Raw genomic sequence first — 24,439 nt, forward strand, 5'->3', positions numbered from 1 at the left:
TTGTTTATACTTTACCTATGAGGAATTGAAACTCATAAACAACAGTTTTAGCCTTATAGTAATTGTTATCGTTTATACTTTACCTATGAGGATTGTAAGCAAAAAGGCATACCTTAGTATTTATAGGGTATGTCTTTTGATTAATCTAGATAAAAATAGGGGACAAATAAATGGTAAAAAAGGTATTTTACCCCTATAACATTTTATTTTCAATAAACACTATGTTGTAAATATGCAAATATGTTTTATGTGACTGTATAAAAAATTAATAATAGGTTTGTTTATTGACATTTGTATGTTTTATACTATAAGATGTTATTGAGATAAATAATCTACATAGAGTAATAATACAATTTAAAATAGTGTATTGATTAAGGGAAAGGGGTGCAATTCCCCTGCTGTAGTCGCAGCTGTAACCGGTTATGAGAACTAAAGTGACCACTGCAATTTATATTGTGGGAAGGTTTAGTTTAAAGATGACCCGGAAGCCAGAAGACCTATCTTTACACTCTTCCTCAAAGTTCCGACTTAGAGCGAGGGAAGATATAGGTATATAAAATAAATCATTACGCATTATTTTACTTGGTATATATTATTTTGCCCATATCAGAAAACTTTCCTCTTGTTGGAAAGTTTTTTTGATATGGGCAAAATTTTTATGTATTCATATTAAATAAGGGGGTGTTAGCAAAACAGTTGTGAACATTATTTAAGTTGACTAAGTGATGTTCAATATAATATCAAAATAAATAGGAGGGACAATATGCTAAAAAAAATAATAAGTATTTTACTAGTAATATCTATGGTTTTTGGCTCTATACCTGGATTTGATATTGGTACACAAGCAGACAATATGAAACAGGAAATGAAAATTACAATTGAAGGAAAGACTGATACATTATATAATGACAAAATTACTGTAACAGATGCAGTTTATACGCCATTGGATTGTTTAGAAATAGCTATTGGAGCGGATAATATTAATGGTGGAGAGAGCAGTAATGGATTTTTTATTACTGGAATATTGGGTGAAAAAAATCATGAAAATCATGGTTGGAGTTATTATGTAAAGTCTAAAGATGGTGAAATAGTACAACCTATGGTTTCCGTAGATAAATTTGATGGTCTTACTAATTTAGAAGGAGAATTAGTAAATGAGGAACTTGTGTTCTATATGACATCTTATTCAGGAGCAAATATATTAACTAAGATACCTGAAGTTACTGTGGAAAAAGATGGGGCTAATTTTACAATTAAAGTAGTAAATTATAAAGTGGGTAAGGAACCCATAAAAGATGTTGATATAAAAGTGGGAAATGAAAGTACATACAAAACTAATGAAGATGGAGAAGTTTCATTTAGCTTGAAAAAGGCAGGAGTATATGATGTATTAGTATCAAAGGATAGAGACTATCCAATGATTGTAAGACAGCATTTAACTATTGTCAGTGATGGAGATAATAGCCAAGAATTAGAAAATATTATTGAAGAATTAAAGAATTCATATAAAGAAAAAACAGATTTAAATGCGATAGAAGTAATGGCTTACAATAGTTTGAAGAATAAAGAATCAGATTATAAAAGGTCATTTAAGTTGAATGATAGCAAAAATGCAGCAGCCTATGCAGAAAATATAATGGGATATTTAGCTACTGGACAAGACCCAAGTTATTATGTGGATGCCATTATAGCATCACAAACTGAAGAAGGATATTTTAGAATAGGGGAGGAGGATCAGGATTCAGTTACAGGTCTAGCAGATGCAATAACGGCTTTAGACATGGCAAAGGGGCAATATAATATAGAAAAAGCAGTTTTATACCTTGTAAATAGAGCTAAAAATGGACATTATGAAAATATTACAACTACAGCTTATGCGTTGAGGGTATTGCTAAAGCATATGGATATTGATGGTGTGGAAGAGCTAGCTAGTTCATGTATAGATTATTTAAAACAAGAGCAGTTAGAAACTGGGGGATATGATTACTATGGAATGGGAAATAGCCCATATTCTACTGGACCAGTTATTCAAACATTGGTATTGGCTAATGAGAATTTATCCTCAGAGGATTGGATAAATAATAATAGGACATTAGTTGATTCTCTATTGTCATGTAAAATAGATGGAAAAGGTTTCGAATTAGCAGAAGGTATGGGTAGTGGAGATGATGATCCAACGGCTACACAATTGGGATTTGTAGCATTAGCTGATTACTATACAGGTATGTCTATGTATGAAAGATTCACAGTGGAGAATCAAGATGAAGATAAGGATTATAGCCAAATTATAGATGGTACTATAGATGGTTTAAGGAGTTATTATACTTCGATGACAGAAAGATTAGATTCTAAATGGCAAACACAGCCAGCTTTTTATAAACCCCTTGAGGCATTGGCACTTAATATAACTAGTACAGATATAGAGAAAGATATAGAAGATATTGCTGACAAAGTTAGTATAAATGAAAATGAAGGTATCTTGCCTTATGCTATGAATATTATAGGTCTAATATCTTCAGGGCAGAATCCTAATAAATATGTAGAATTATTAAAGGAAGCTCAACAGAGTGATGGTAGTTTTAAAGTAGGAAGGATTGAACAAACAGAATGGGCAGTAATTGCTCTAGATATGGCAGAAGCAGAATATGATGTGGAAGAGGCAGTAAAACACATAATGGCGAAAAACCAAAATCAAAATAGTGTGGATATATTAGCCAATGCATTGACTGCATTGTCGTCTCACAAGGATATATCAGGAGTAGAGGATTTTATAGATAGTAAACTTGTGGAGATAAATTCTAAGCAACAGGCATCTGGTGGTTTTATGGATGCAATGGATGCTGAAAACTCTTTGACTTTATCTTATGTAATATCGGCTTTAGTTGCCAATGGCATAGATCCATTGACAGATGAAGACTGGATAAAAGATGGAAATACAGTTTTAGATGAACTAATGAAATACAAAAAATTGAACTATTTTATATATAACGACAGCTATGGAGATTACATGTATAAGGATGAGTGTACGGCACAGGCATTTATTGCATTGGCAGATTTAAAAAGTGAGAATTCAAGTTACAAGAATGTACAAAAATCTATAAGTTATACAGGAAAAATAAGAGAAGGACTTGAAAAGACAAGAGAATATCTGACCACAACTTCCCAAAGAAAGAATAATTCTCTTGAATCAGTAGATGTATTTTATACATGGATGGAAGCATTGGCTATTAACCATACTAGTAATGAATTAAATAGTGATTATATAGACATGCAGAAAAAACTAGGTATAGATGAAAAAGACAATGTACTGGCTCTTAGTGAAAATATAATGGGATTAATAGCTTCTGGTGAAATATTAGATAATCTAGAAAAAGACTATATTGGACAATTGATAGCTTTGCAAGATATTGATGGAGAATTTAAAGAACAGGGAAAAGAGTCCAATGTCTATAAACAGTCCTATGGAATCATGGCGTTGGACATGGCACATGCAGAATATAATACCCATAATGCCATAAGTGCTTTGATAAATATGTCAGATGGGAAGAGTTTTGGAAGTGTAGAAGAAACAGCATGGGCATTAATAGCATTATCAAAACATAAAGATACAGATGGTGTTTCTGACGTAATTGACGACGCAGTGGGTTATTTAAAGGAGAATCAATCTGATTCAGGGGGATTTGATTCAGGATATGGTGATACCCCACAGTACACAGGGTTAGTTATACAGGCACTAATTGCCAATGGGATAGATCCATTGTCCAATGAATGGACAAAAGATGGGTATGGACTAGTGGATTCTTTACTCAATAATCAATTAGAGGATGGGACATTTAGATTCTGTGAAATGTTTGGAGACAATGTGGATATACCATCAACAGAGCGGGCATTTGCAGCATTGGCAGATTTGTATAGAGGTAAATCTATGTATCATAGTATAGAAGCTGAACTTGATGCTTCTGATAAATTAGGTAATTCCATAAAAGATGTAAAGGAATATATAAGAAATAAAGCCCAATACAATTACTTACAATCTATGGCTTTAAACATTTTAGGGATAGGAAGCGAAGAATTATCAATGAAGTTAGAGTTAAGAGAAGATGAGGCAGATAGGACATATATAGTATGGGATGATCCCACAGAAATGCATGCCAAAAATATAATGGGCATAATAGCCATTGGACAAGATCCTAGAGATTATAAAGGGAAAGATTATGTGAGTATATTAGAACAGTCGCAAAAAGAGAATGGACAATTTAATATTGAGGGAGAAGATGAAAATAATATTAGTGACCAAGCTTATGCTATTATTGCGTTGGAAATGGCAGATGGTAGATATGATGAAGATAAAGCAATCCATATGTTGATGACAAAATATGAAGATGCTGATAGGCTTAGCATATATGATATATCACAAACTATTATTGCACTGTCTTTTTATAAAGATAGAAATGAAATAAAAGAAAAATTAGATACCTATATAGAAGATTTGAAAAGTTATCAGACAGATACTGGAGGATTTGGATATAATCCGAGTTCCACAGATGAAGTTTCTGAATATACTTCCTTTGCTATTCAAGCTATAGTAGCAGTAGATAGAAATCCATTAAAAGAGGAATTTGAAAAAGATGGAAAAACAGTATTGGATGCATTGCTAAAATTCAAAAGGGATAATCATTTTATAACTACAGAAAAACAATCTGGTTATAAAGAATATACAGAACAGGCAACAGGAATCGCATTGGCAGCATTGATTGATTTAGAAAATGGAGAGTCTATATATCATTCTTTAGCTACAGAATCTGAGGAAGAGCCAGAAGATAATAAAGAAAGTATTGAAAAGATTATTGAGGATTTAAGGGGATATTATTTAGACAAGGAAGAATTTACATTTAGGGAATCAATGGGATATAGATATACAAGTCAAAATCTAAATGAAGATATTTCAATAATTGAATCTAAATATAAAGCAAATAAAAATCCTGATAGTGCTTCGGCCTATGTGGGAAATATAATAGGACTAATAGCAGCAGGTAAGAATCCAAAGGATTATAATGGCATAAATTATGTGAAGGTATTAGCAGATTCTCAAAATGAACAGGGTAAGTTTATAATAGGTGATTATGACGATTATCCAACAACGGTAGCCTTTAGTATTTTAGCATTGGATATGGCAAATGGAGAATATAATATAGATAAGGCAATAGATGCCCTTATCAGTTATCAGATAGAAGATGGAGGTTTTGGAGGGGTTGATGAAACAGGGATGTGTTTATTGGCCCTTGCCAACCATAGAAATAAATCAGGTGTAGAAGAAGCTATTGATGATGGGATAAGCTTTTTAAAAGAAGTCCAATTAAATACAGGTGGATTTGAAGCTTGGGATAATGAAAATCCATACTCTATATCGGCAGCAATACAAGGGTTGATAGCAGTAGGAGAAGATCCATTATCAGAAGAATGGATAAAAAATGGAAATACAATGCTAGATGCACTATTATCATTTAAAGTAGATGATCATTTTGAAAATAAATCCCAGTGGGGCACAGAGGTAAATAGTGCATCAGAACAGGCATTTATTGCATTGGCAGATTTATATAGAGGTAAGTCAATGTTTGAAGAGATAGTTTTAAATGATTCTAGACCATCTAAAATAGAAATACAGAATCCTCCTATTAGTACAATAAATGAAAATAGTAATTTAAAACTCAATGCAACTGTATATGATGAAGACAATAAATTATTGACAGGTTATAGTTTGCTATGGGAAAGCTCAAACAAAGAATTAGCACAGGTAGATCAAGGTGGATTGGTAACAGCCAAAAAAGAAGGTAAAGTAATAATAACTGTGAAGGTAAAAGAATATGAAGATATAAATGCTAAAATAGAATTGACCATAGTACCAGAAGAAATAGAAATAACAAGAGTAGGAAATCATGAGATAAGAAAGGGTACAGAGGGAAGAGTGGAAATAAGGATTAAAAATAATAGCCAAGAAAATAAGACAGCTACGTTTATAATAGCACTATATGATAAAGATACCAATGAGATGATAAATTATGCATATGTGAATAATACATTGGAATCAGGAGAGAGCAAAAATATGGGAGCAGGATTTTTGATTCCTGAGAACGGAGACTATATAATTAAAGGATTAGTCTGGGATAATATTGAAAATCAAAATATAATATTAGTTAATCCATTAGTTATAGATGTAGAATAAATTAAGCCAATATTTAAAAGGAGATGGTAAAAATGAAAAAAAGGATACTATCATTTTTACTGATACTGACACTGCTTTTTCCTTCATTTGTTATTGCTAAAGATGGCATAGATGTTCAATATAGCAGGGAAGATGAAAGGGTTACTATTTCTATAGAAGGTGAAAAATCTACACCTGTCAGTATTATTATAGAAGATGATACTAAAAGATATTATATAGATCAGGGCATTACAGATTTGAATGGTAAAATAGAGTTTAAGACTATTTTACAGGAAGATAAAGAATATAATTGCTCTGTAAAAATAAATGGAGAAGAAAAGAAAATAAAGATTTCTAAAGAAAAGGAACCTACAGAACCCATTCCACCAATAGAGCCAGACATAGCATATATTAGTATTAGAGGATATAAAGGTAGAATATTATCGAGGACAAAAGTAGAAATACAAAAGGATGATACAGTAATAACTTTAACAAAACGGGTACTGAGGGCAAATAATATAGATTATCAGCAAAGGTCAGGATATATAGCCAGTATAGATGGACAAGCTGAAATGGATAAAGGATCTAAAAGTGGATGGATGTTCTCTATAAATGGAGAATTTCCCAATGTAGGGGCTGATAGTGTTAATCTACGGGATGGAGATTATATAAAATGGCTATATACCACTAATTTAGGAGAAGATATAGGGAACCCCTATAAAGAAGAGAAATTGTATGATGCATATGATGTAATTAAAGATGAAAATGCCAGTGAAGAAGAGATTATTGATGCTATAGACATCATAAATGACTCTATTGAGGATTCAATAAGAGAGGCTAAAACTGAAAAGGAAATGAAAAATGTATTAAAAGATGTAAATAAAATGTACAAAGCTTTATTGCAGGTTTTACAAAGGGCAGATACAGAAAAATTAGTCGAAGAAATATCGGAAAAAAGCATAGATATGGTTGAAAAAATGGAAGGTCTATTAGAGAAAAATAGTATAGATGAGATAAGAGATGGAGTATATAAGATTTCACAAAAAAACTTGGGTATGGCATTACATCTGACAACTAAAATTGAAAAAGAAAAAACATTAAACAAGATTATAGATGATATATTGAAGGCCTCGACATATATGGAAAAAAATATTGCGCCTAAGTTAATAGACAATAGGATGAATATGAAAAAAATATCAATATTTATGCCCAATATACTAGAAGATGAAGTAGATATTTATTTGCCCTATGAATTTATCAAAAAAGCCCAACTGAAAGGTTTAAATGAAATAGAACTTAATGGAGGTCTTACTTCTTTTAATATAACTCCAAATATCTTAGGGAATAAAAAGGACAAGAGAGATTTATATTTAAAGGCCGAAAGGATTAATGTATTGAAATTATCAGATAAAGAGAGACATATGGTCCCAGATAATAGTATAGTGATAGAATTAGAGGCATTATTGGGAGATGAAAAAGTATCAAGCTTTGAAGAGCCCATAGAGGTGAGTATACCTTATGAAAAAAACACTATTAAAGATGAAGATGCCATAACAGTGTTCTTATTGGAAGACGATGGAAGTGTCAATAGTGTAGGGGGATTATACAATCCTAATAATAAAAATATAAAATTCATAGCAAACCACTTTAGTAAATATTTTGCAAAAAATTCTAAAGGTAATTTTAAAGATATAGGTGGACATTGGGCAGAAAGAGAAATAAAGATTATGTCTGGTAAGGGAATAATTAATGGTAGATCCCCAGACGTATTTTCTCCTGATGACAATGTAAGCAGAGCTGAATTTGCAGCATTAATATCTAGAATGTTGAAATATACAACTCCTACAGAAGCAGAGATACCATTTAAAGATATAAATAAAAATTCTTGGTATTATGGATCCATTTTATCCACATGTAGAGAAGGCATTATTAATGGAAAGGGTAATCAAAGATTTGACCCAAAAGGCAATATAACTAGACAGGAGATGAGTAAAGTAATTTCTAAGGTATTAGAAAATAGGTTGTACAAAAATGGAGATAGTAAAGAACTAAATATATTTATAGACAAAGAGAAAATATCTCCTTGGGCAAAACAAGCTGTAGCACTTGTAGTTAGAGAAGATATAATGAAAGGTGTTGGGAAGAATAGATTTGAACCAAAACAAAAAGTTACTCGAGCTCAGGCTGCTGTGATGCTATATAGAATGTATGATTTGATATTAAATTAGTTATAAAAAGCAATCTTACAATAATTATTGTAAGGTTGTTTTTATAGAATAAGAGCCTATAAAATCATCGTCGCTTGTCTTGATGGTAGTACAGAGCAATATTAACAAAAAATCAATATTAGTCGTAAAATATATAAGGGGTAAAAATATGTATAATTATTTTATAAATAAAGAGATATTGGGAACATTTACAGGCCTTGTAGTGACAGTAAATATCATAGTTCAGTTTACAAAGTTTATTGTGAAAGATAGATTTGGTGATTCCTTTGTTAGATTATATAATTTTATAATTTCTCTAATATTAACCTTTATATTTGCTAGAGTTGGTGAAGATTTAGAGGGTATAGCATTAACAGTTATAAATGCCGTATTAATCAGTTTAGCCTCTATGGGGGCATACGAGACTGTAACGGATCCAAAAGCAGAAAAGCAAAAAATAAGGTAAGAAATAAAAAACAACACTTTATCTAGATAAAGTGTTGTTTTTTATTTTACTTTCTATAGCATAGATTACATCTATTAAAGTTTTATCGTTTTTTATTATATGGTCACTATATTTTTTGTATATGGGGTACCTTTTTTGAAATAATTCATAGAGCTTGTATTTATCATCTTGTATAAGAGGTCTTTTATATTGATTTATATCAGACAGTATATTCTTCAAAGGTCTATCTATGAAAAGAACAATACCATTTTCCTTTAAATATTTCATATTTATATCCTTTGTAATTACTCCGCCTCCTGTAGAAATAACAGTGTTTTTTTCAGTGCTAATTTTTTTGATGGCTTTTGTTTCCATATTTCTAAAGTAGGATTCACCATATTTAAACATATCTTTTATACTCATATTATTTTCTTTTTCTATATATTCATCTACATCTATAAAGTCTAGTTTTAATTTTTTTGCCACAAGCTTTCCAATAGATGTTTTACCACATCCTGGCATACCTATAAGTACAATATTATTTTTCATTTTTATCACCTAGGAGATTAATTACTTCATTATATATCTCATCTATAATATCAAAAGGGATATCTATATTATTCCAAATTTCTTGGGACTTTACAGCTTGAGCAATAAGCATATATAGACCATTAGTATGTTTAATATCTAAATCTTGGGCATAAGATAAAAACTTTGTCTTTAAAGGATTATAAATTAAATCTATTGCTATATTGAAATGCTGCATTAATTCTTTAGAGATTGGAGTACAATTTTCATCAGGATACATACCACAGGGAGTACAATTTATAATCATATCTAAAGCATTGAGTTTTTTTATATTATCATAGGATATAACCCTAATATTTTCAAATTTATGCATTACATTAGAGGGATTTCTACTTACTAATGTAATATCAGATACATTATTATTAATTAGATATGTAAGAACCGATTTAGAGGCACCACCTGTACCCAATATGAGGGCCTTTTTATTGTTGGGCATTATGTTAAACCTCTTTAGCATTGTACCAAACCCAAAATAATCGGTATTATATCCTGTGGCTTGTTCATTTGAAAGATCTATAGTATTAATAGCTCCAATTTCTTTTGCTTCTGGAGATATTTCAGATAAATAGTCCAATAGACTTTCTTTATAAGGTATAGTGACATTGACTCCCTTTATTCCTAAAAGGTTGAGGGAATAAATAGCACCATCTAAATTGTCTCTTTTTATTTCAAATAAATTATAATATCCTTTAATGCCTATCTTTTTTAATATAATTTTATGTATATTGGGAGAAAAAGTATGAGATAAACTCTCTCCCACCAGTCCAAATATATTACTCAAAATATCACCACTTTCATTATTATTATTTATCTTTAAGTATTCTTTCTTGTTGTTCTTTACTTATTTTCATGAGAGACTCAAAAAATTTTTGTGCAGGTTTTTCAAGGGATTTATCATTAATATAGGATGTTATTTTTTCAAGCACTTCATCTTCTCTATCTTTTTGATATATTGACATATTATTTTTGAGTTTATATTGTACTATACGAGATACTACGTCCATTCGCTTTTCAAAGAGCAATGAAAGTTTTTTGTCTATGGAATCAATTTCAGTTCTCAAATTTTTTAAATCATCCATTCTGCACCGTTCCTTTCACATATTAAGTCTAATATACATAGACATGCCACTGATTCTATCACTGGAATGACTCTAGGTACTATACAGGGGTCATGTCGTCCCTTTACACTTAAGTTGATTTCTTCTTTACTTGCTATATCTATGGTCTTTTGGATTTTTTCTATGGAAGGGGTGGGTTTAATAGCAGTTTTAAACACTACGGGCATGCCATTTGTAATCCCTCCAAGTAGTCCTCCATTATTATTAGATGTAGTTTTTACTTTATTGTTGTCTATATAATATGTATCATTGGCTTCCGAACCTTTCATTTCAGTTATATTAAAGCCTGCACCAAATTCTACGCCCTTTATGGAAGGAATAGAAAACAAATATTTTGATATCATCCCCTCAACAGAATGAAAAAAGGGTTCCCCAATACCAGGGGAAATATTTGTAATGGCTGTTTCTACGATACCACCTATTGAATCTCCTTCTTTCTTTACAGAAAGGACAAATTCTTCCATCTTTTTACCAACTTCAATATCTAAGACAGGAAATTTTTTTGTATTTAATAACTCCAAATGTTTGTCATCAATATTGACCCAGTCAAAATTGTGTTCCTTTATATGTCCTATACTTTTAATATGACTGCCAATATATATATGTTGTTTTTGTAAAATCCATTTTGCAATGGCGCCTGCAAAGACTAATGGGGCCGTCAAACGACCAGAAAAATGACCTCCCCCACGATAGTCGTTATATCCATGGTATTTCATATAGCCCGAGAAATCTGCATGACCGGGACGCATTATGTTTTTTATACTATGGTAGTCTTTGGATTGTGTGTCTTCATTCCATATGATACAGCAAAGAGGGGTGCCAGTTGTTTTATTATTAAAAAAGCCACTGATTATTTCAAAGTTGTCCCTTTCTTTTCTAGTAGTAGAAAGTCTATTTTGTCCAGGTGCCCTTCTCTGCATTTCATTATTTATATAGTCAAAATCTAATTTTATACCTGGAGGGAGTCCATTTATGATTATGCCAATGCCTTTGCCATGAGACTCTCCAAATATGGATAATTCAATGTTTTTACCGCTAATTCCACTCATTTATATTACCTCCAAGCATTTTATAATCGTCCCAAAAATTTGGATAAGATTTTTTTACTGCGGATGCTCCTTTAATAAATACTGGGTTTTTACATTTTATAGCTGCTATAGCCAATGACATAGCTATTCTATGGTCATTCCAACTATGCACTAATCCTCCATTTAAATATTTTTTTCCCATTATAATAAGGCCATCATCAAGTTCTTTGATATTAGCCCCTAAATTATTGAGTTCTGTTGAAATAGCTTTTAATCTATCCGATTCTTTTATCCTCAACCTTGAAGCTTTTTTTATAATGGTTGTACCTTGACTCACTGATGCAATAGTAGCTATTATTGGAACTAAATCAGGGTGCTGGGAACCATCAAATTCTATACCTGTAAGATTAGAGGGTTCAGCAATATAATTATCACTAATAATTCCACCCATATGCTTCAAAGTATGGACAATAGATTTATCGCCTTGGATAGAATCCTTATTTAGATCTGTACATTGTATTTTATCACTTATTAATCCTGCTGATAACCAAAATGCAGCTTGAGAAAAATCTCCTTCTACTTTGTAATCTGTACTTTTATATGCTTGATTTCCTTTTATATGAAATTCTTTATACTCTATATTTTTTATATCTATTGAAAATATTTTTAGCAGTTCTAGAGTAAGGGCTACATATGCCTTTGATTCAAGCTCAGTAGTCATTATTATTTTAGAGTCACCATTTAGTAAAGGGAGTGAAAATAATAGTCCAGTAATAAATTGGGAACTAATGTCTCCTTTCACTTTAAAAATATCAGGTTTTAACATACCATCTATAGTAAGAGGTAATAACCCTCTATTATTATAGTATTTAATATTTTGATGCTGAAATATTTTATAGTATGTATCTAGTGGCCTTTTTATAAGGTTTCCTTTGCCATTGAATACCATTTTTGTATTTGAAAGTCCAGCAAAGGGGATTAAAAATCTTAAAGTAGAACCAGATTCATTACAGTTTATTACATTATTTATTGGAGCTATTTGTCCGTCAGTACCTTTAATTGCAATATTATATGAACCATATTTATTTTTTTCTTTATATATCAATTTAGCTCCAAGGGATATGACTCCATTGAGTGTAGCATCTATGTCCTCGGAAAAATATATATTCTCTATTTTAGTTATATCGCTGCTCAATGCACCACATATTATTGCTCTATGGGATATACTTTTAGAAGGGGGTATATTTACTATACCTCTAAGTATAGAAGGTATAATTCTTATAGTGTCCAACCATAATCATCCTTTCAAATTAACTGTTAATAATTTTTGGAATTCCTTGATGTCAAGCTGTTGTAAGGTACCTTTTCCTACTTCTTTTATAAAAACAAGATTTATATTTGTGCCTGAGTTTTTTTTATCTAATCTTATGAAGTCAAAAAGCTTTTCAATATTATTAGTGGGCATATCATAAGGTAGATTATACTTATTAAGTATATCAAGAATAAGTTTTGAGGTACCTTTTTTAGTAATACATATATCTTCAGATACTTTTGTTATGTTATACATGCCTATAGCTATGGCTTCACCATGGGTATAGGATTTGTAGGCATAGTATTTTTCTATAGCATGACCTAAAGTATGACCAAAATTTAATAACATTCTTATTCCTTGATCTTTTTCATCTTTTTCTACAATATCTTTTTTTATTTTACAGCAATTATATATTATATCTTCTATATGGTTAAATATATCTATTTTATTATTAATTCTAATAAGAGTATTATAAAGATATTTATCTTTAATCAATGAATATTTTATCACTTCCCCAAACCCATCGTATAGAAATTTATTATTTAATGTATCTAAAAGATCAGGATCTATAATTACTGATTTTGGATGATAGAAGCTTCCAATTAAATTTTTACCTTTGGGATGATTTATTGCCACTTTTCCACCTATACTGCTATCTATTTGGGACAATAATGTAGTAGGTATTTGAATGAAATGGATGCCTCTCATGTATGTTGAAGCTGCAAAACCTGCTAAGTCACCAACCACACCACCACCAAATGCTATTATAATATCAGTTCTATTTACGTGAAAAGATAATAATTTATCATATATTTGTTTTAGAGTGTCAAAGGATTTACTGTCTTCGCCAGCATTGATTACTATTTTGAAAATAGAAGAAGTATATTTTCTCATATTTTTCATTAGATATTCTCCATATAGTCTATTGACATTGGTATCTGTTATTATGATTACTTTTTTATTTTTAATGAAGGATTCAATAAAACTACCTACATTATGCAAGATTCCTTTCTTTATAAAGATATCGTAAGTATTATTATGAGTGTTTACAGACATACGTTTCATTTTACTATTCCTTTCTATTTAAGAATTTATTTTAAAATATATTGGATTTAAGAATACTATATATCTTTTCTACAGTTATATATTTTATACCTTTAATATCGACAAGTATTATTTTTTGTAAAAAATTAGTTAGAAAATGTTTAAAGTTTAAATATAAAAAAATATTTAAACATTCTAAAAAATAAACATTTTTTGAAATAGGCAAACCTTTACAAACGAAAAATAAAACGGTTTATTGTTAATATAAAAAAAGAATATATATTATGAAGATTTCAAAAATAAAGGAAAATAGTATTAGATATAGAATAAATAAATAAAGGAAAAAAATTACTTGTATGTTGTAAAAAAAAATTGCTGCAAAAAAGCAAAAAAACTTACAGAAAAATGTAAAAAAATTGAAAATGTAATTTTTTTTATGATTAAAGAACTGTGTTGATTACGAAAAAATACATAAAAAATTAAAAAATACTAATTAATTTGGAATATGGCATAAATATTGCTATAATATATAATAAGAACAATATTTGAAAATTCTGAATAAAGAATAGGAGTGATTGTTTTTGATTACGGGAGAAGATAATTTGTCAAAGAGAATTGAAGAAATTATGATGGAATTAGTATCTGTGAAAAGTGATACTGGCACATCAGAAGAGAGAGAGATTGAGAAATATATTTATCAGTGGTTTAAAAATTTAGAATATTTCAAACACAATAGTGATTATTTTGGAAAATATAGTTTGAAAGATGATTATTTGAATAGGTCAGTAGTATGGGCCCTTGTAAAGGGAAATGGAAAAAATACGGTAGTATTTTTACATCATCATGATGCAGTTGATGTTTATGATTATGGAGTACTGTCAGATTATGCGTGTAATCCAAAGGTATTAAATGAAAAAATTGGTAGTATGCCCATATCGGAAGAGGTAAGATATGATTTAGAAAGTGGAGAATGGATATTTGGTAGAGGCACCTGTGACATGAAGGGTGGTGCGGCTATACAGATGGCATTGATGGAGAAATATTCTAAGGATGAAAACTTCCAAGGTAATATTTTATTATTATCTGTGCCTGATGAAGAATCTCTTTCAGCAGGTATGAGGGGAGGAGCTGAACTACTAAAAGAACTTAAAGACAGATTTAGTTTGGACTATACTGCATTGATAAATTCTGAGCCCCATCAAAGAGACCATAGAGACACTGGAATAATATATGAAGGGTCAGTAGGAAAAACAATGCCTGTAGTATATGTAAGGGGCAAAAAGACCCATATAGGAGATATATTCCAAGGTTTCAATGCGGTTGTATTGCTTTCTGAGATAGTAAAGAGAACAGAGTTAAATCCTGATTTGTCTGATGTGGTAGGCAATGAGGTATCACCACCTCCATCTTGGAGTTTTGCTAGAGATGGAAAAGAAAGCTATGATGCTTCCATACCGCCATCAGCAGGAGGATATTTTAGTATACTTACAATGACAAGGACACCTAAAGATATATTAGAGCAATTAAAAAATATTTCACAGGATGCTTTTGAAAGCGTTATTAAAGAAATGAATGAGAAATATAAAGTTTTTAGAGAAAAGGCTGGAAAGAAGGCAGAAAAATTACCATGGAAATCCAATGTAAAGACTTTTGCAGAAATTTATGAGGAGGCAATTAAAGACTCGGGAGATAAATTTATAGATGACTTTAATAAAACTGTGAAGAAATTAGAAGAAGATATAAAGGATAATAAGATAAATATACCTGAAAGCAATTTTGTGTTGATTAAGAAGGTATTAGAATATATAAATGATTTGTCACCAGTAGTCATTATAGCATTTTCACCGCCATATTATCCACATATTGCAAATCTCAATATTGAAGGCACAGACAGTACAATTAAATTGACTGAAAAGCTGAACAATTTTGCAAAGGATAATTTCAACGAATCATATGAAAAGAGAAATTATTTTATGGGAATATCAGATTTGAGCTATGCAGCACTAAATGATAGTGATGAAGTTATTCCATATATTGGTCCCAATATGCCATTGTGGGAAAAATTATATACAGTACCCTTTGAAGCTATGAAAGAACTAAATTTACCATCATTTATCATAGGACCTTGGGGAAAAGATTTACACAAGTTTACTGAAAGGGTCCATAGAAGAGATTTAATAGAAAAGGCACCAGCTGTTATAGAATTTGCACTTAATGAATTACTTTAAATTATCCTAGTTCTTATTCCATCTTTGGGGCAGGCATAGGATTAGGTATAAAAATCCCTTAGATGGTTAAGATATATTAAATACAATAAAACGGAGGGGGAAAGATTATGGATCGATTTTTAGAAATAATCGGTGCTATAACGGCATGGGTTTGGGGAATACCGATGTTGTTATTATTAGGCGTAGGAGGATTTATCTTATCTGCTAGAATGGGATTTTTTCAAGTAAGGTATGCACCTTATATTTTAAAACAAACATTTGGTAAGATGTTTGGTAAATCCAATGTAGGTGGAGATGGAACAGTATCACCATTTCAAGCGGTTACAGCAGCCCTTGCATCTACAGTTGGAGCATCAAATATTATAGGGGTTCCAGCAGCTATAATGTTTGGAGGTCCTGGTGCCGTATTCTGGATGTGGATTATGGCTATAATGGGTATGGGACCTAAATTTATAGAAGTCGTACTTGGTATGAAGTATAGAGGAAAAAATGAAGAGGGGGAATATGTTGGAGGCCCAATGTATTATATGGAGAAGGGTCTAAATATGAGATGGCTAGGTGTCATATTTTCATTTTTCCTAATGACAGAATTAATACCAAGCGTTATGGTTCAAGCAAATTCAGTTGCTGCATCAGCAAAGGAATCTTTTAATATTTCACCATCAATAACTGGAATATTCACCCTTGTAGTAGTGGGATTAGTTGTAATAGGGGGTATAAAAAGGATAGGTAAGGTAACAGAGAAACTTGTGCCAATTATGGCCAGTCTTTATCTTTTGGGAGCACTAATTATTATAGTTCTTAATATAGGCAAGGTGCCTGAAGTTATTGGATTAATATTTAGTTATGCATTTAGACCTATGGCAGCTGTAGGTGGATTCGCAGGTTCTGCACTTGCTGCAACAGTTAGATGGGGTGTAGCTAGAGGTATGTATTCCAATGAGGCAGGTATGGGTACTGCACCTATGGCTCATGCTGCGGCAGTAACAGATCATCCAGTAAGACAGGGATTCTGGGCGATATTTGAAATTATAGTTGATACACTTCTTATTTGTACTGCAACAGCATTTGTTGTATTATCTTCTGGATTATGGAATGCACCAGGTGCTATGGATAATCCATCAGGTATGCCAGCAGCAGCATTTAGTCATTATTTTGGTCCAATAGGTGGATATGTAGTAACTATTTCGTTATTATTCTTTGTTGTTTCAACACTTATAGTTGTTATATTCTATGGAGAAAAACAGGCAGAATTTTTATTTGGGCTTAAATTTTCAAGGGTAATGAGATATGTGTATCTAATATCAATTTATATTGGAGCAATTGGAGCAGCTAAGTTATTATGGCAATTCCTTGATATTATGCTTGCTACAATTATATTACCGAATATGATAGCAGTATTTTTACTTCATAAAGATGTAGTTGAGCTTACGAAGGAATTCTTTACTTCAGAAAAATATTATTTGAAAGATATAGGCAAGACTAAATAGGGAAATAGCTTAAATATATATAAATGAACTATAAAAGGATCCTTTCCTATGCCAGGGTCCTTTTAACTTTGGAAAGATTTTAGCAAATTTTTTTTCGATGAAGCAAAAAAATTTTACATTTAACTAAATATTTATAAAATTCAGCATATTGTTAAAAAGATATCAATTCACTCAATTATAGAAATAATGAGAACTACAATAAAAATCAGAAAAAATAGAAAAAATGGCATCAATATTGCAATGATTATATAGTGGTATCATTATATACCTATATATAATATTTAAAATTTAAAAAATTTTGACATGTTGAAAACGATTTCTACAATATTAAAATTTTAGGAGGTTAAAAAAATGGATAAGGGTTTAGCAAAGAAGATTGAAAATCTAAATGTTGAATTGACAAAAGTGCTAAGTGTAGTAGGTACCAAGACAGAATTAGATATAAGTAAAAAGGTTTATGATGAATTTATGAAAATGGACTATTACAAAAAACATCCTGAGTTAGTGAAATATGTAGACTTTAAAAATGATAAATTGGAGAGACAAAGTGTTGTAGCAACATTAAAGGGAGAAAAGGGAAATAGTAAAAAGACAATAGTGTTAATAGCTCATATAGATACAGTTGGGATATCAGACTATGGAAAGCTTAAGGAATACGCTACCAAGCCTGAAGAATTAGCAGAAAAATTGAAGACAGTTACATTACCAGAAGATGCTAGAAAAGATTTAGAATCAGGAGATTGGTTATTTGGACGAGGAATATTTGACATGAAGTGTGGAGTAGCCACATTTATGGTATTGATAGAATATCTTTCAGAGAGAATAGATGAATTTGAGGGTAATCTAGTATTTGCAGCAGTGGGAGATGAAGAAGGAAATTCAGGCGGAATGTTATCGGTAGTTCCAGAGTTAGTTAAAATGGAAGAAGAAGAAGGATTTGAATACTTAGCAGTAATAGATAATGACTATAGTGCAGAGAGATATGAAGGAGACGATAGCAAATACGTATATATAGGAACAGTAGGTAAATTAATGCCTTCATTCTATGTAGTAGGAAAAGAAACCCATGTTGGCGAGCCATTTAAGGGGTTAGATCCAAATCAATTGGCTGGTGCAATAACTCAAAGAGTTAATTTAAATGTAGAGTATTCAGATATAGCAGAAGGAGAAGTATCATTACCACCAATTACGTTGAGACAACAAGATATGAAAGAAGAATATTCAGTACAAATAGCAAAAACTGCCAATCTATATTTCAATTATGCAACTCATAAAAGCGGCCCCGATGAAGTAATGGAAAAAATGAAAAATGCAGCAAAGGATGCCTTTGAAGATGTAATAGGGTATTTGAAGGGACAATATCAAACATTCTGTGAAAAGAGTGGATTCCCACAGAAAGAGTTACCATGGAAAGCAAGAGTAATGTCTTATCAAGAATTATATGAAAAAGTAAAAGCAGAAATGGGAGACGATCTAGATAAGGCCATAAAAGAATTGGAAGCAGAATTATTAAAGGATGAAACTCTAGATGATAGAGATTTCAGTCTTAAGTTAGTATCAGAAGTGCATAGTATGTGGTCGGATAAAGATCCAGTAATAATAGTATATTTCGCACCACCATATTATCCACATATATATGTAGAGGGGTCAGAAGGCAAAGAGAAAAAATTATTAGAGTCAGTGGATAAAGCAGTAAATGCAATGGATGTAGAATATAATATAGTTCACAAAAAATTCTATCCATATATATCAGATTTAAGTTATGCATCGGCACCAAAGGATGACAGTGTAATAGCCGCATTAAAAAACAATATGCCGGCGTTTGGAGTGAAATATGATTTACCATTGGAAGATATGCAAAAATTAAATTTACCAGTAGTTAATATAGGACCATTTGGTAAAGATGCACATAAATTTACTGAAAGATTAGAGAGAAGATATTCCTATGAAATAGCTCCTAAACTTGTATATGATACTATAATGAATCTTTTAGGATAATAAAAAACTATAGTCTTTAAGAAAACAACTAAAAATAGCTAAAATTAATTTTAGCTATTTTTAGTTGAAATAAAATACTAAGGAGGAAGTATTTATATGGATGCATTTTTAAACATTGTTGCAAAGGTTACATCATGGATTTGGGGAATACCTATGTTATTATTATTAGGATTAGGTGGAATTATTTTATCAGCAAGATTAGGATTTTTTCAAGTAAGGTATGCGCCCTATATTTTAAAACAGACCTTTGGTAAGATGTTTAGTAAACCAGAACAAGGAGAAGGAACAGTATCACCGTTTCAAGCAGTTACAGCAGCCCTTGCATCTACAGTTGGAGCATCAAATATTATAGGAGTTCCAGCGGCTATTATATTTGGAGGTCCTGGTGCTGTATTTTGGATGTGGATTATGGCTATTTTTGGAATGGGATCTAAGTTTTGTGAAGTTGTTTTAGGATTCAAGTACAGAAGTACCAATGAAGAAGGCGAATATGTTGGAGGTCCAATGTATTATATGGAAAAGGGCCTAAATATGAAGTGGTTAGGTGTATTTTTCTCATTTTTCTTAATGGTAGAATTAGTACCTAGTATAATGGTACAGGCTAATTCAGTGTCAGCTTCAGCATTAGAATCTTTTAATCTAGATCCTGCTATTACAGGGGGGGTTACTTTATTATTAGTTGGTGCAGTAGTAATAGGTGGTATAAAGAGAATAGGTAAGGTTACTGAAAGAGTTGTACCATTTATGGCAAGTATATATATAATAGGGGCATTAATAATTATAATATTAAATATAGGGGAATTACCCGGGGTATTGGGACTTATATTTTCACATGCATTTACACCTATGTCAGCAGTTGGAGGATTTGCAGGATCTACATTGGCTGCTACTGTTAGATGGGGAGTGGCTAGAGGTATTTATTCCAATGAAGCAGGTATGGGTACAGCTCCAATGGCCCATGCACCAGCAACTAATGACCATGCTGTAAGACAAGGTTTTTGGGCTATATTTGAAATAATAGTAGATACATTAATAATTTGTAGTGTTACCGCATTTGTTATTTTGTCTTCTGGATTGTGGAATGCACCAGGAGCTATGGATAATCCATCAGGATTACCAGCAGCAGCATTTACCCATTATTTTGGACCTGTAGGTGGATTTGTAGTAACGATTTCTTTATTATTCTTTGTGGTTTCAACTTTGATAGTATTAGTTTTCTATGGAGAGAAACAGGCAGAATATCTTTTTGGTATTAAATTTTCAAAGGTTATGAGATATGTATATCTTGCATCAATATTTGTAGGAGCAGTAGGAGCAGCTCAATTATTGTGGCAATTTTTAGACATATTATTGGCTATGATAATACTACCAAATATGATAGCAGTATTTTTACTTCATAAAGATGTGGTTGAGCTTACAAAAGAATTTTTCACTTCAGAAAAGTATTATTTAAAGGATATAGGAAAGACAAAATAGTTATATAATAGATCGAAAAGCCTCGAGAATTTTCTCGGGGCTTTTCGTTGATATTTAACCAATATGTAAATGAAATATTGTATATAATTAAATTATGGTATAATAGTATAGGGTATAATAAAAATTAATTTCATTTTATTCAAGTCCAGTTTTGTAGAGAAATAGTGAAGTAAAGGAGATGTGATTATGGAAAAAGATTTGCTGTTGGATTTGATAAATGATTCTATTAGTGAAGGAGTCCATGTAATTGATGAATATGGAAAGACATTAGTATATAATCAAACCATGGCAGAACTGGAAGGATTAACTGTTAATGAAGTGATTGATAAAAATTTATTGGATGTATTACCTTCACTAAAGAATGAGAGTACTTTACTAAAGGTTTTAGAAACTGGACAACCTATAATTGAAAAGGTACAGACATATTTTAATAAAGAAGGTAAACAAATTACTACATTAAATTCTACTTTTCCCATAACACAACAAAGTAAAGTTATAGGGGCGATAGAAGTAGCAAAAGATATAAGTAAAATAAAAAAACTCAAGGAGCAAGCCTTATTTTTGGAAAATTCAGTGGAGCAGGACGAAAGTGAAAAAAATAAGAGAAATATATATAGATTTGAAGATATAATTGGATATTCCCCACAGATATTAAATGCAAAACAGATAGCTAGAATGGCAAGTAAAACATTTTCCAATGTACTTATCATTGGGGAATCAGGAACAGGAAAGGAGCTTTTTGCTCAAAGTATTCATAGTGCCAGTAATAGAAAAGATAAGCCTTTTGTTGCAGAGAATTGCGCTGCTTTGCCAGAAACCCTTTTAGAAGGGCTACTTTTTGGGACATCTAAGGGAGGATTTACTGGTGCTATAGATAGGCCTGGTTTATTTCAACAAGCTGATGGAGGAACATTGATGCTTGATGAGATAAACTCTATGCCATTAAATCTTCAAGTTAAATTATTAAGAGCTATACAGGAGGGGAAATTTAGGCCTATCGGTAGCGAAAGTGAACAACATGTAGATGTTAGAATTATAGCAGTAACCAATGAAGATCCTGTTAAGTCTATAAAAAAAGGAAAGTTAAGAAAGGATTTATTCTATAGATTAAGTGTAGTTAATTTATTTATTCCTCCTTTAAGAGAAAGGGAAGGAGATATAGATATTTTAACAGATTATTTTATAGAAAAACTTTCTAAAAAAATGGACAAGAGGGTGGGAGGATTAGATGATTCGGTTAAGGATTTTTTCCATAAATATAGTTGGCCAGGTAATGTCAGAGAATTAGAACATTTGTTGGAAGGGGCTATAAATCTTATCGAAAGTAATGAAAAAATAACTGTAGAGCATCTACCATATCATCTAAAAAGAAATATCTCGAATCAGTTTGATATAGATTCATTAAAAACTAAGAAAGTCAATATTTGTAAGTATGAAAAGATTAAAAAAGGAGAAATTGATTTATCTACTTACCTAAAAGAAGTAGAAGAAGAAGTTGTTAGAGAAGCATTAAAAGAAACTGATGGGAATATATCTAAAGCAGCAGCGATACTAGGTATTTCTAGGCAATCATTACAATATAAAATTAAAAGCAAATTGTTTTAATGGAGGGGATTATATGGATGATAACAATATTTTACAGTGTATAGTCGATTATGAACCTGTATTTTGGAGTAATCAAAGGGAAAATTTGATATCCGATATCGACATAACAATGGAAGATATAATTGATGCTGAAAAAAGATTACAAAGGTTTGCACCGTTGATAGATAGATTATTTCCTGAAACCTGTGGTGGTATTATAGAATCTCCACTGGTTAAAGGAGAAAGTCTTAAAGATGAATTAGAAAAGGTATATGATACTAAGGTATGTGGAGAATTTTTATTGAAATGTGATAGTCATTTAAAAGTTGCAGGTTCTATCAAGGCTAGAGGAGGTATATATGAGGTATTAAAACATGCTGAAAAAATAGCTATGGATCAGAAAATGCTTTCAAAAGATGACGATTATTCTAAATTAGCTAATAAAGAGTATAGAGATTTATTTTCAAAATATAAGATAGGTGTAGGCTCCACTGGTAATCTGGGATTGAGTATAGGAATTATATCGTCATCATTAGGGTTTGATGTTACAGTCCATATGTCATCAGATGCTAAGAAGTGGAAAAAAGATATGCTCAGAAATAAAGGAGCTAAAGTAGTAGAATATGAAGATGACTATACTAAAGCAGTAGAAGAGGGCAGAAAACAATGTGAAATAGATTCAATGGCCTATTTTGTAGATGATGAAAATTCTAAAGACTTATTTTTAGGTTATAGTGTTGCTGCTTTAAGATTAAAAAATCAATTAGAAGAAATGGGTATAAAGGTAAGCAGAGAGCATCCTATCAATGTATATTTGCCATGTGGAGTAGGAGGTGCCCCTGGCGGGATTGCATTTGGACTAAGGAATGTATTTAAAGATAATTTATATTGCTATTTTGTAGAGCCAACCCATGCACCATGTATGTTATTAGGTCTTGTTACAGGCAAGAAAAGTAGTATTTCTGTTAAGGACTATGGTATAGATAATATAACAGAGGCCGATGGATTAGCAGTTGGATCTCCATCTAAATTGGTATCCAATATTGCTGACAAACTAATAGATGGAATATATACTATAGATGATGAAGAATTATTTAAATTATTATATATTACAAAGGAAACTATGGATATAAAGATAGAGCCTTCAGCTGCATCGAGTCTAAAGGGACCTATTGCAGTTAAAGAAAAAAGTAGAGGTATACATATAGCATGGCTAACAGGAGGCGCATTTTTGCCAGAAAAGGAATATATAAAGATGTATAATAGAGGAAAGGGATTAAAATAATTTTTTTATCGTTATTGTTAAAGGGATAAAATTAGTTATTAGTTAATGATTAGTAGCTAGTATTCCAATGATAGGAATACTAGAGTCTGTAAATAACTTTGTGCTTTTAGGAAGTTTAAATCCAATCTGACAATAACTATTAAATTAAATAATATAGAACAAAATTGATACTAACTTTGATTATAGAATTGCCAAAGCTATATGATTATATTCATAAAATCTTATGGTTTTGGCAATAATCTTTATTAATGAAGAAATGGTTTCTAATGATAACTTACAGAACAAAAGCATCTATTCTGTCTTTAAAGAATATCATTAGTTGATTAAGGACTAAGTCCCAGTTTTTATAGTTTCTGTTCCATTTCTTCATTACATTTTGCCCCGCCAAATAAAGCATTTTTTCAAGGGATTGATCAGAAGGAAACACTGATTTT

The 24,439-nt window shown here is 31.2% G+C and carries 16 protein-coding genes, 1 pseudogene and 1 riboswitch; of the genes and pseudogenes, 10 read left to right on the top strand and 7 right to left on the bottom strand.

Features of this window, described 5'->3' with window-relative positions:
- From Q326_RS18840 to Q326_RS0116280, 4 genes are all read left to right on the top strand, one after another.
- Positions 1-199, top strand: a 199-nt coding sequence (locus Q326_RS18840) for a hypothetical protein (protein ID WP_205687693.1), incomplete at its 5' end; no start/stop codon positions are given.
- A gap of 129 nt (positions 200-328) precedes the next feature.
- Positions 329-519: riboswitch (cobalamin riboswitch) on the top strand.
- Positions 520-763: 244 nt separating this feature from the next.
- Positions 764-6,223, top strand: coding sequence for a prenyltransferase/squalene oxidase repeat-containing protein (locus tag Q326_RS0116270; protein ID WP_026896302.1), 5,460 nt, complete (start codon positions 764-766; stop codon positions 6,221-6,223).
- A 32-nt stretch (positions 6,224-6,255) separates the two neighbouring features.
- Complete coding sequence (locus Q326_RS0116275; RefSeq protein WP_026896303.1) at positions 6,256-8,430, top strand: S-layer homology domain-containing protein; 2,175 nt, start codon at positions 6,256-6,258, stop codon at positions 8,428-8,430.
- Positions 8,431-8,578: 148 nt separating this feature from the next.
- Entirely contained in the window at positions 8,579-8,875 is a 297-nt protein-coding gene (locus tag Q326_RS0116280; RefSeq protein WP_026896304.1) for a hypothetical protein, read from the top strand.
- 18 nt (positions 8,876-8,893) lie between these two features.
- Here the strand turns inward: Q326_RS0116280 and Q326_RS0116285 are convergent, their stop codons facing one another.
- The 6 genes from Q326_RS0116285 to aroB are packed head-to-tail and all read right to left on the bottom strand — an operon-like array spanning position 8,894 to position 13,965.
- Positions 8,894-9,403: a shikimate kinase gene (locus Q326_RS0116285; protein WP_026896305.1), complete on the bottom strand. Its 510-nt coding sequence runs from the start codon at positions 9,401-9,403 to the stop codon at positions 8,894-8,896.
- The gene (aroE, locus tag Q326_RS0116290) at positions 9,393-10,223 is read right to left on the bottom strand and encodes a shikimate dehydrogenase (RefSeq protein ID WP_026896306.1); all 831 of its coding nucleotides are present in this window, start codon (positions 10,221-10,223) and stop codon (positions 9,393-9,395) included. Before aroE ends, Q326_RS0116285 begins: the two co-directional genes overlap by 11 nt.
- 22 nt (positions 10,224-10,245) lie before the next feature.
- Entirely contained in the window at positions 10,246-10,521 is a 276-nt protein-coding gene (locus Q326_RS0116295; protein WP_026896307.1) for a chorismate mutase, read from the bottom strand.
- Positions 10,509-11,609, bottom strand: coding sequence for a chorismate synthase (gene aroC / locus Q326_RS0116300; protein ID WP_026896308.1), 1,101 nt, complete (start codon positions 11,607-11,609; stop codon positions 10,509-10,511). Before aroC ends, Q326_RS0116295 begins: the two co-directional genes overlap by 13 nt.
- Complete coding sequence (aroA, locus tag Q326_RS0116305; protein ID WP_026896309.1) at positions 11,596-12,879, bottom strand: 3-phosphoshikimate 1-carboxyvinyltransferase; 1,284 nt, start codon at positions 12,877-12,879, stop codon at positions 11,596-11,598. The genes aroC and aroA overlap by 14 nt, the downstream gene beginning before the upstream one ends.
- Before the next feature lie 6 nt (positions 12,880-12,885).
- Positions 12,886-13,965, bottom strand: coding sequence for a 3-dehydroquinate synthase (gene aroB / locus Q326_RS0116310; RefSeq protein WP_026896310.1), 1,080 nt, complete (start codon positions 13,963-13,965; stop codon positions 12,886-12,888).
- Between the two features lie 560 nt (positions 13,966-14,525).
- Between aroB and Q326_RS0116315 the strand changes: the two genes are divergently transcribed.
- From Q326_RS0116315 to dsdA, 6 genes are all read left to right on the top strand, one after another.
- Positions 14,526-16,172 carry a M20/M25/M40 family metallo-hydrolase gene (locus tag Q326_RS0116315; RefSeq protein WP_051531603.1) on the top strand — a complete coding sequence of 549 codons (1,647 nt, stop codon included), beginning with the start codon at positions 14,526-14,528 and terminating at the stop codon, positions 16,170-16,172.
- 107 nt (positions 16,173-16,279) lie between these two features.
- Positions 16,280-17,662, top strand: coding sequence for an alanine/glycine:cation symporter family protein (locus Q326_RS0116320; RefSeq protein ID WP_026896312.1), 1,383 nt, complete (start codon positions 16,280-16,282; stop codon positions 17,660-17,662).
- Between the two features lie 351 nt (positions 17,663-18,013).
- The gene (locus Q326_RS0116325; protein ID WP_026896313.1) at positions 18,014-19,660 is read left to right on the top strand and encodes a M20/M25/M40 family metallo-hydrolase; all 1,647 of its coding nucleotides are present in this window, start codon (positions 18,014-18,016) and stop codon (positions 19,658-19,660) included.
- Positions 19,661-19,756: 96 nt separating this feature from the next.
- Entirely contained in the window at positions 19,757-21,136 is a 1,380-nt protein-coding gene (locus tag Q326_RS0116330) for an alanine/glycine:cation symporter family protein (RefSeq protein WP_026896314.1), read from the top strand.
- Positions 21,137-21,322: 186 nt separating this feature from the next.
- Positions 21,323-22,741, top strand: a complete 1,419-nt coding sequence (locus Q326_RS0116335; protein WP_026896315.1) for a sigma-54 interaction domain-containing protein — start codon at positions 21,323-21,325, stop codon at positions 22,739-22,741.
- A gap of 13 nt (positions 22,742-22,754) precedes the next feature.
- On the top strand, positions 22,755-24,005 hold the full coding sequence (dsdA, locus tag Q326_RS0116340) for a D-serine ammonia-lyase (RefSeq protein WP_026896316.1): 1,251 nt from the start codon (positions 22,755-22,757) through the stop codon (positions 24,003-24,005).
- A gap of 274 nt (positions 24,006-24,279) precedes the next feature.
- Here the strand turns inward: dsdA and Q326_RS19265 are convergent.
- Positions 24,280-24,439: pseudogene (locus tag Q326_RS19265) on the bottom strand (IS256 family transposase); the annotation flags it as partial.

Source organism: Clostridiisalibacter paucivorans DSM 22131, assembly GCF_000620125.1.
GTDB lineage: Bacteria > Bacillota > Clostridia > Tissierellales > Clostridiisalibacteraceae > Clostridiisalibacter > Clostridiisalibacter paucivorans.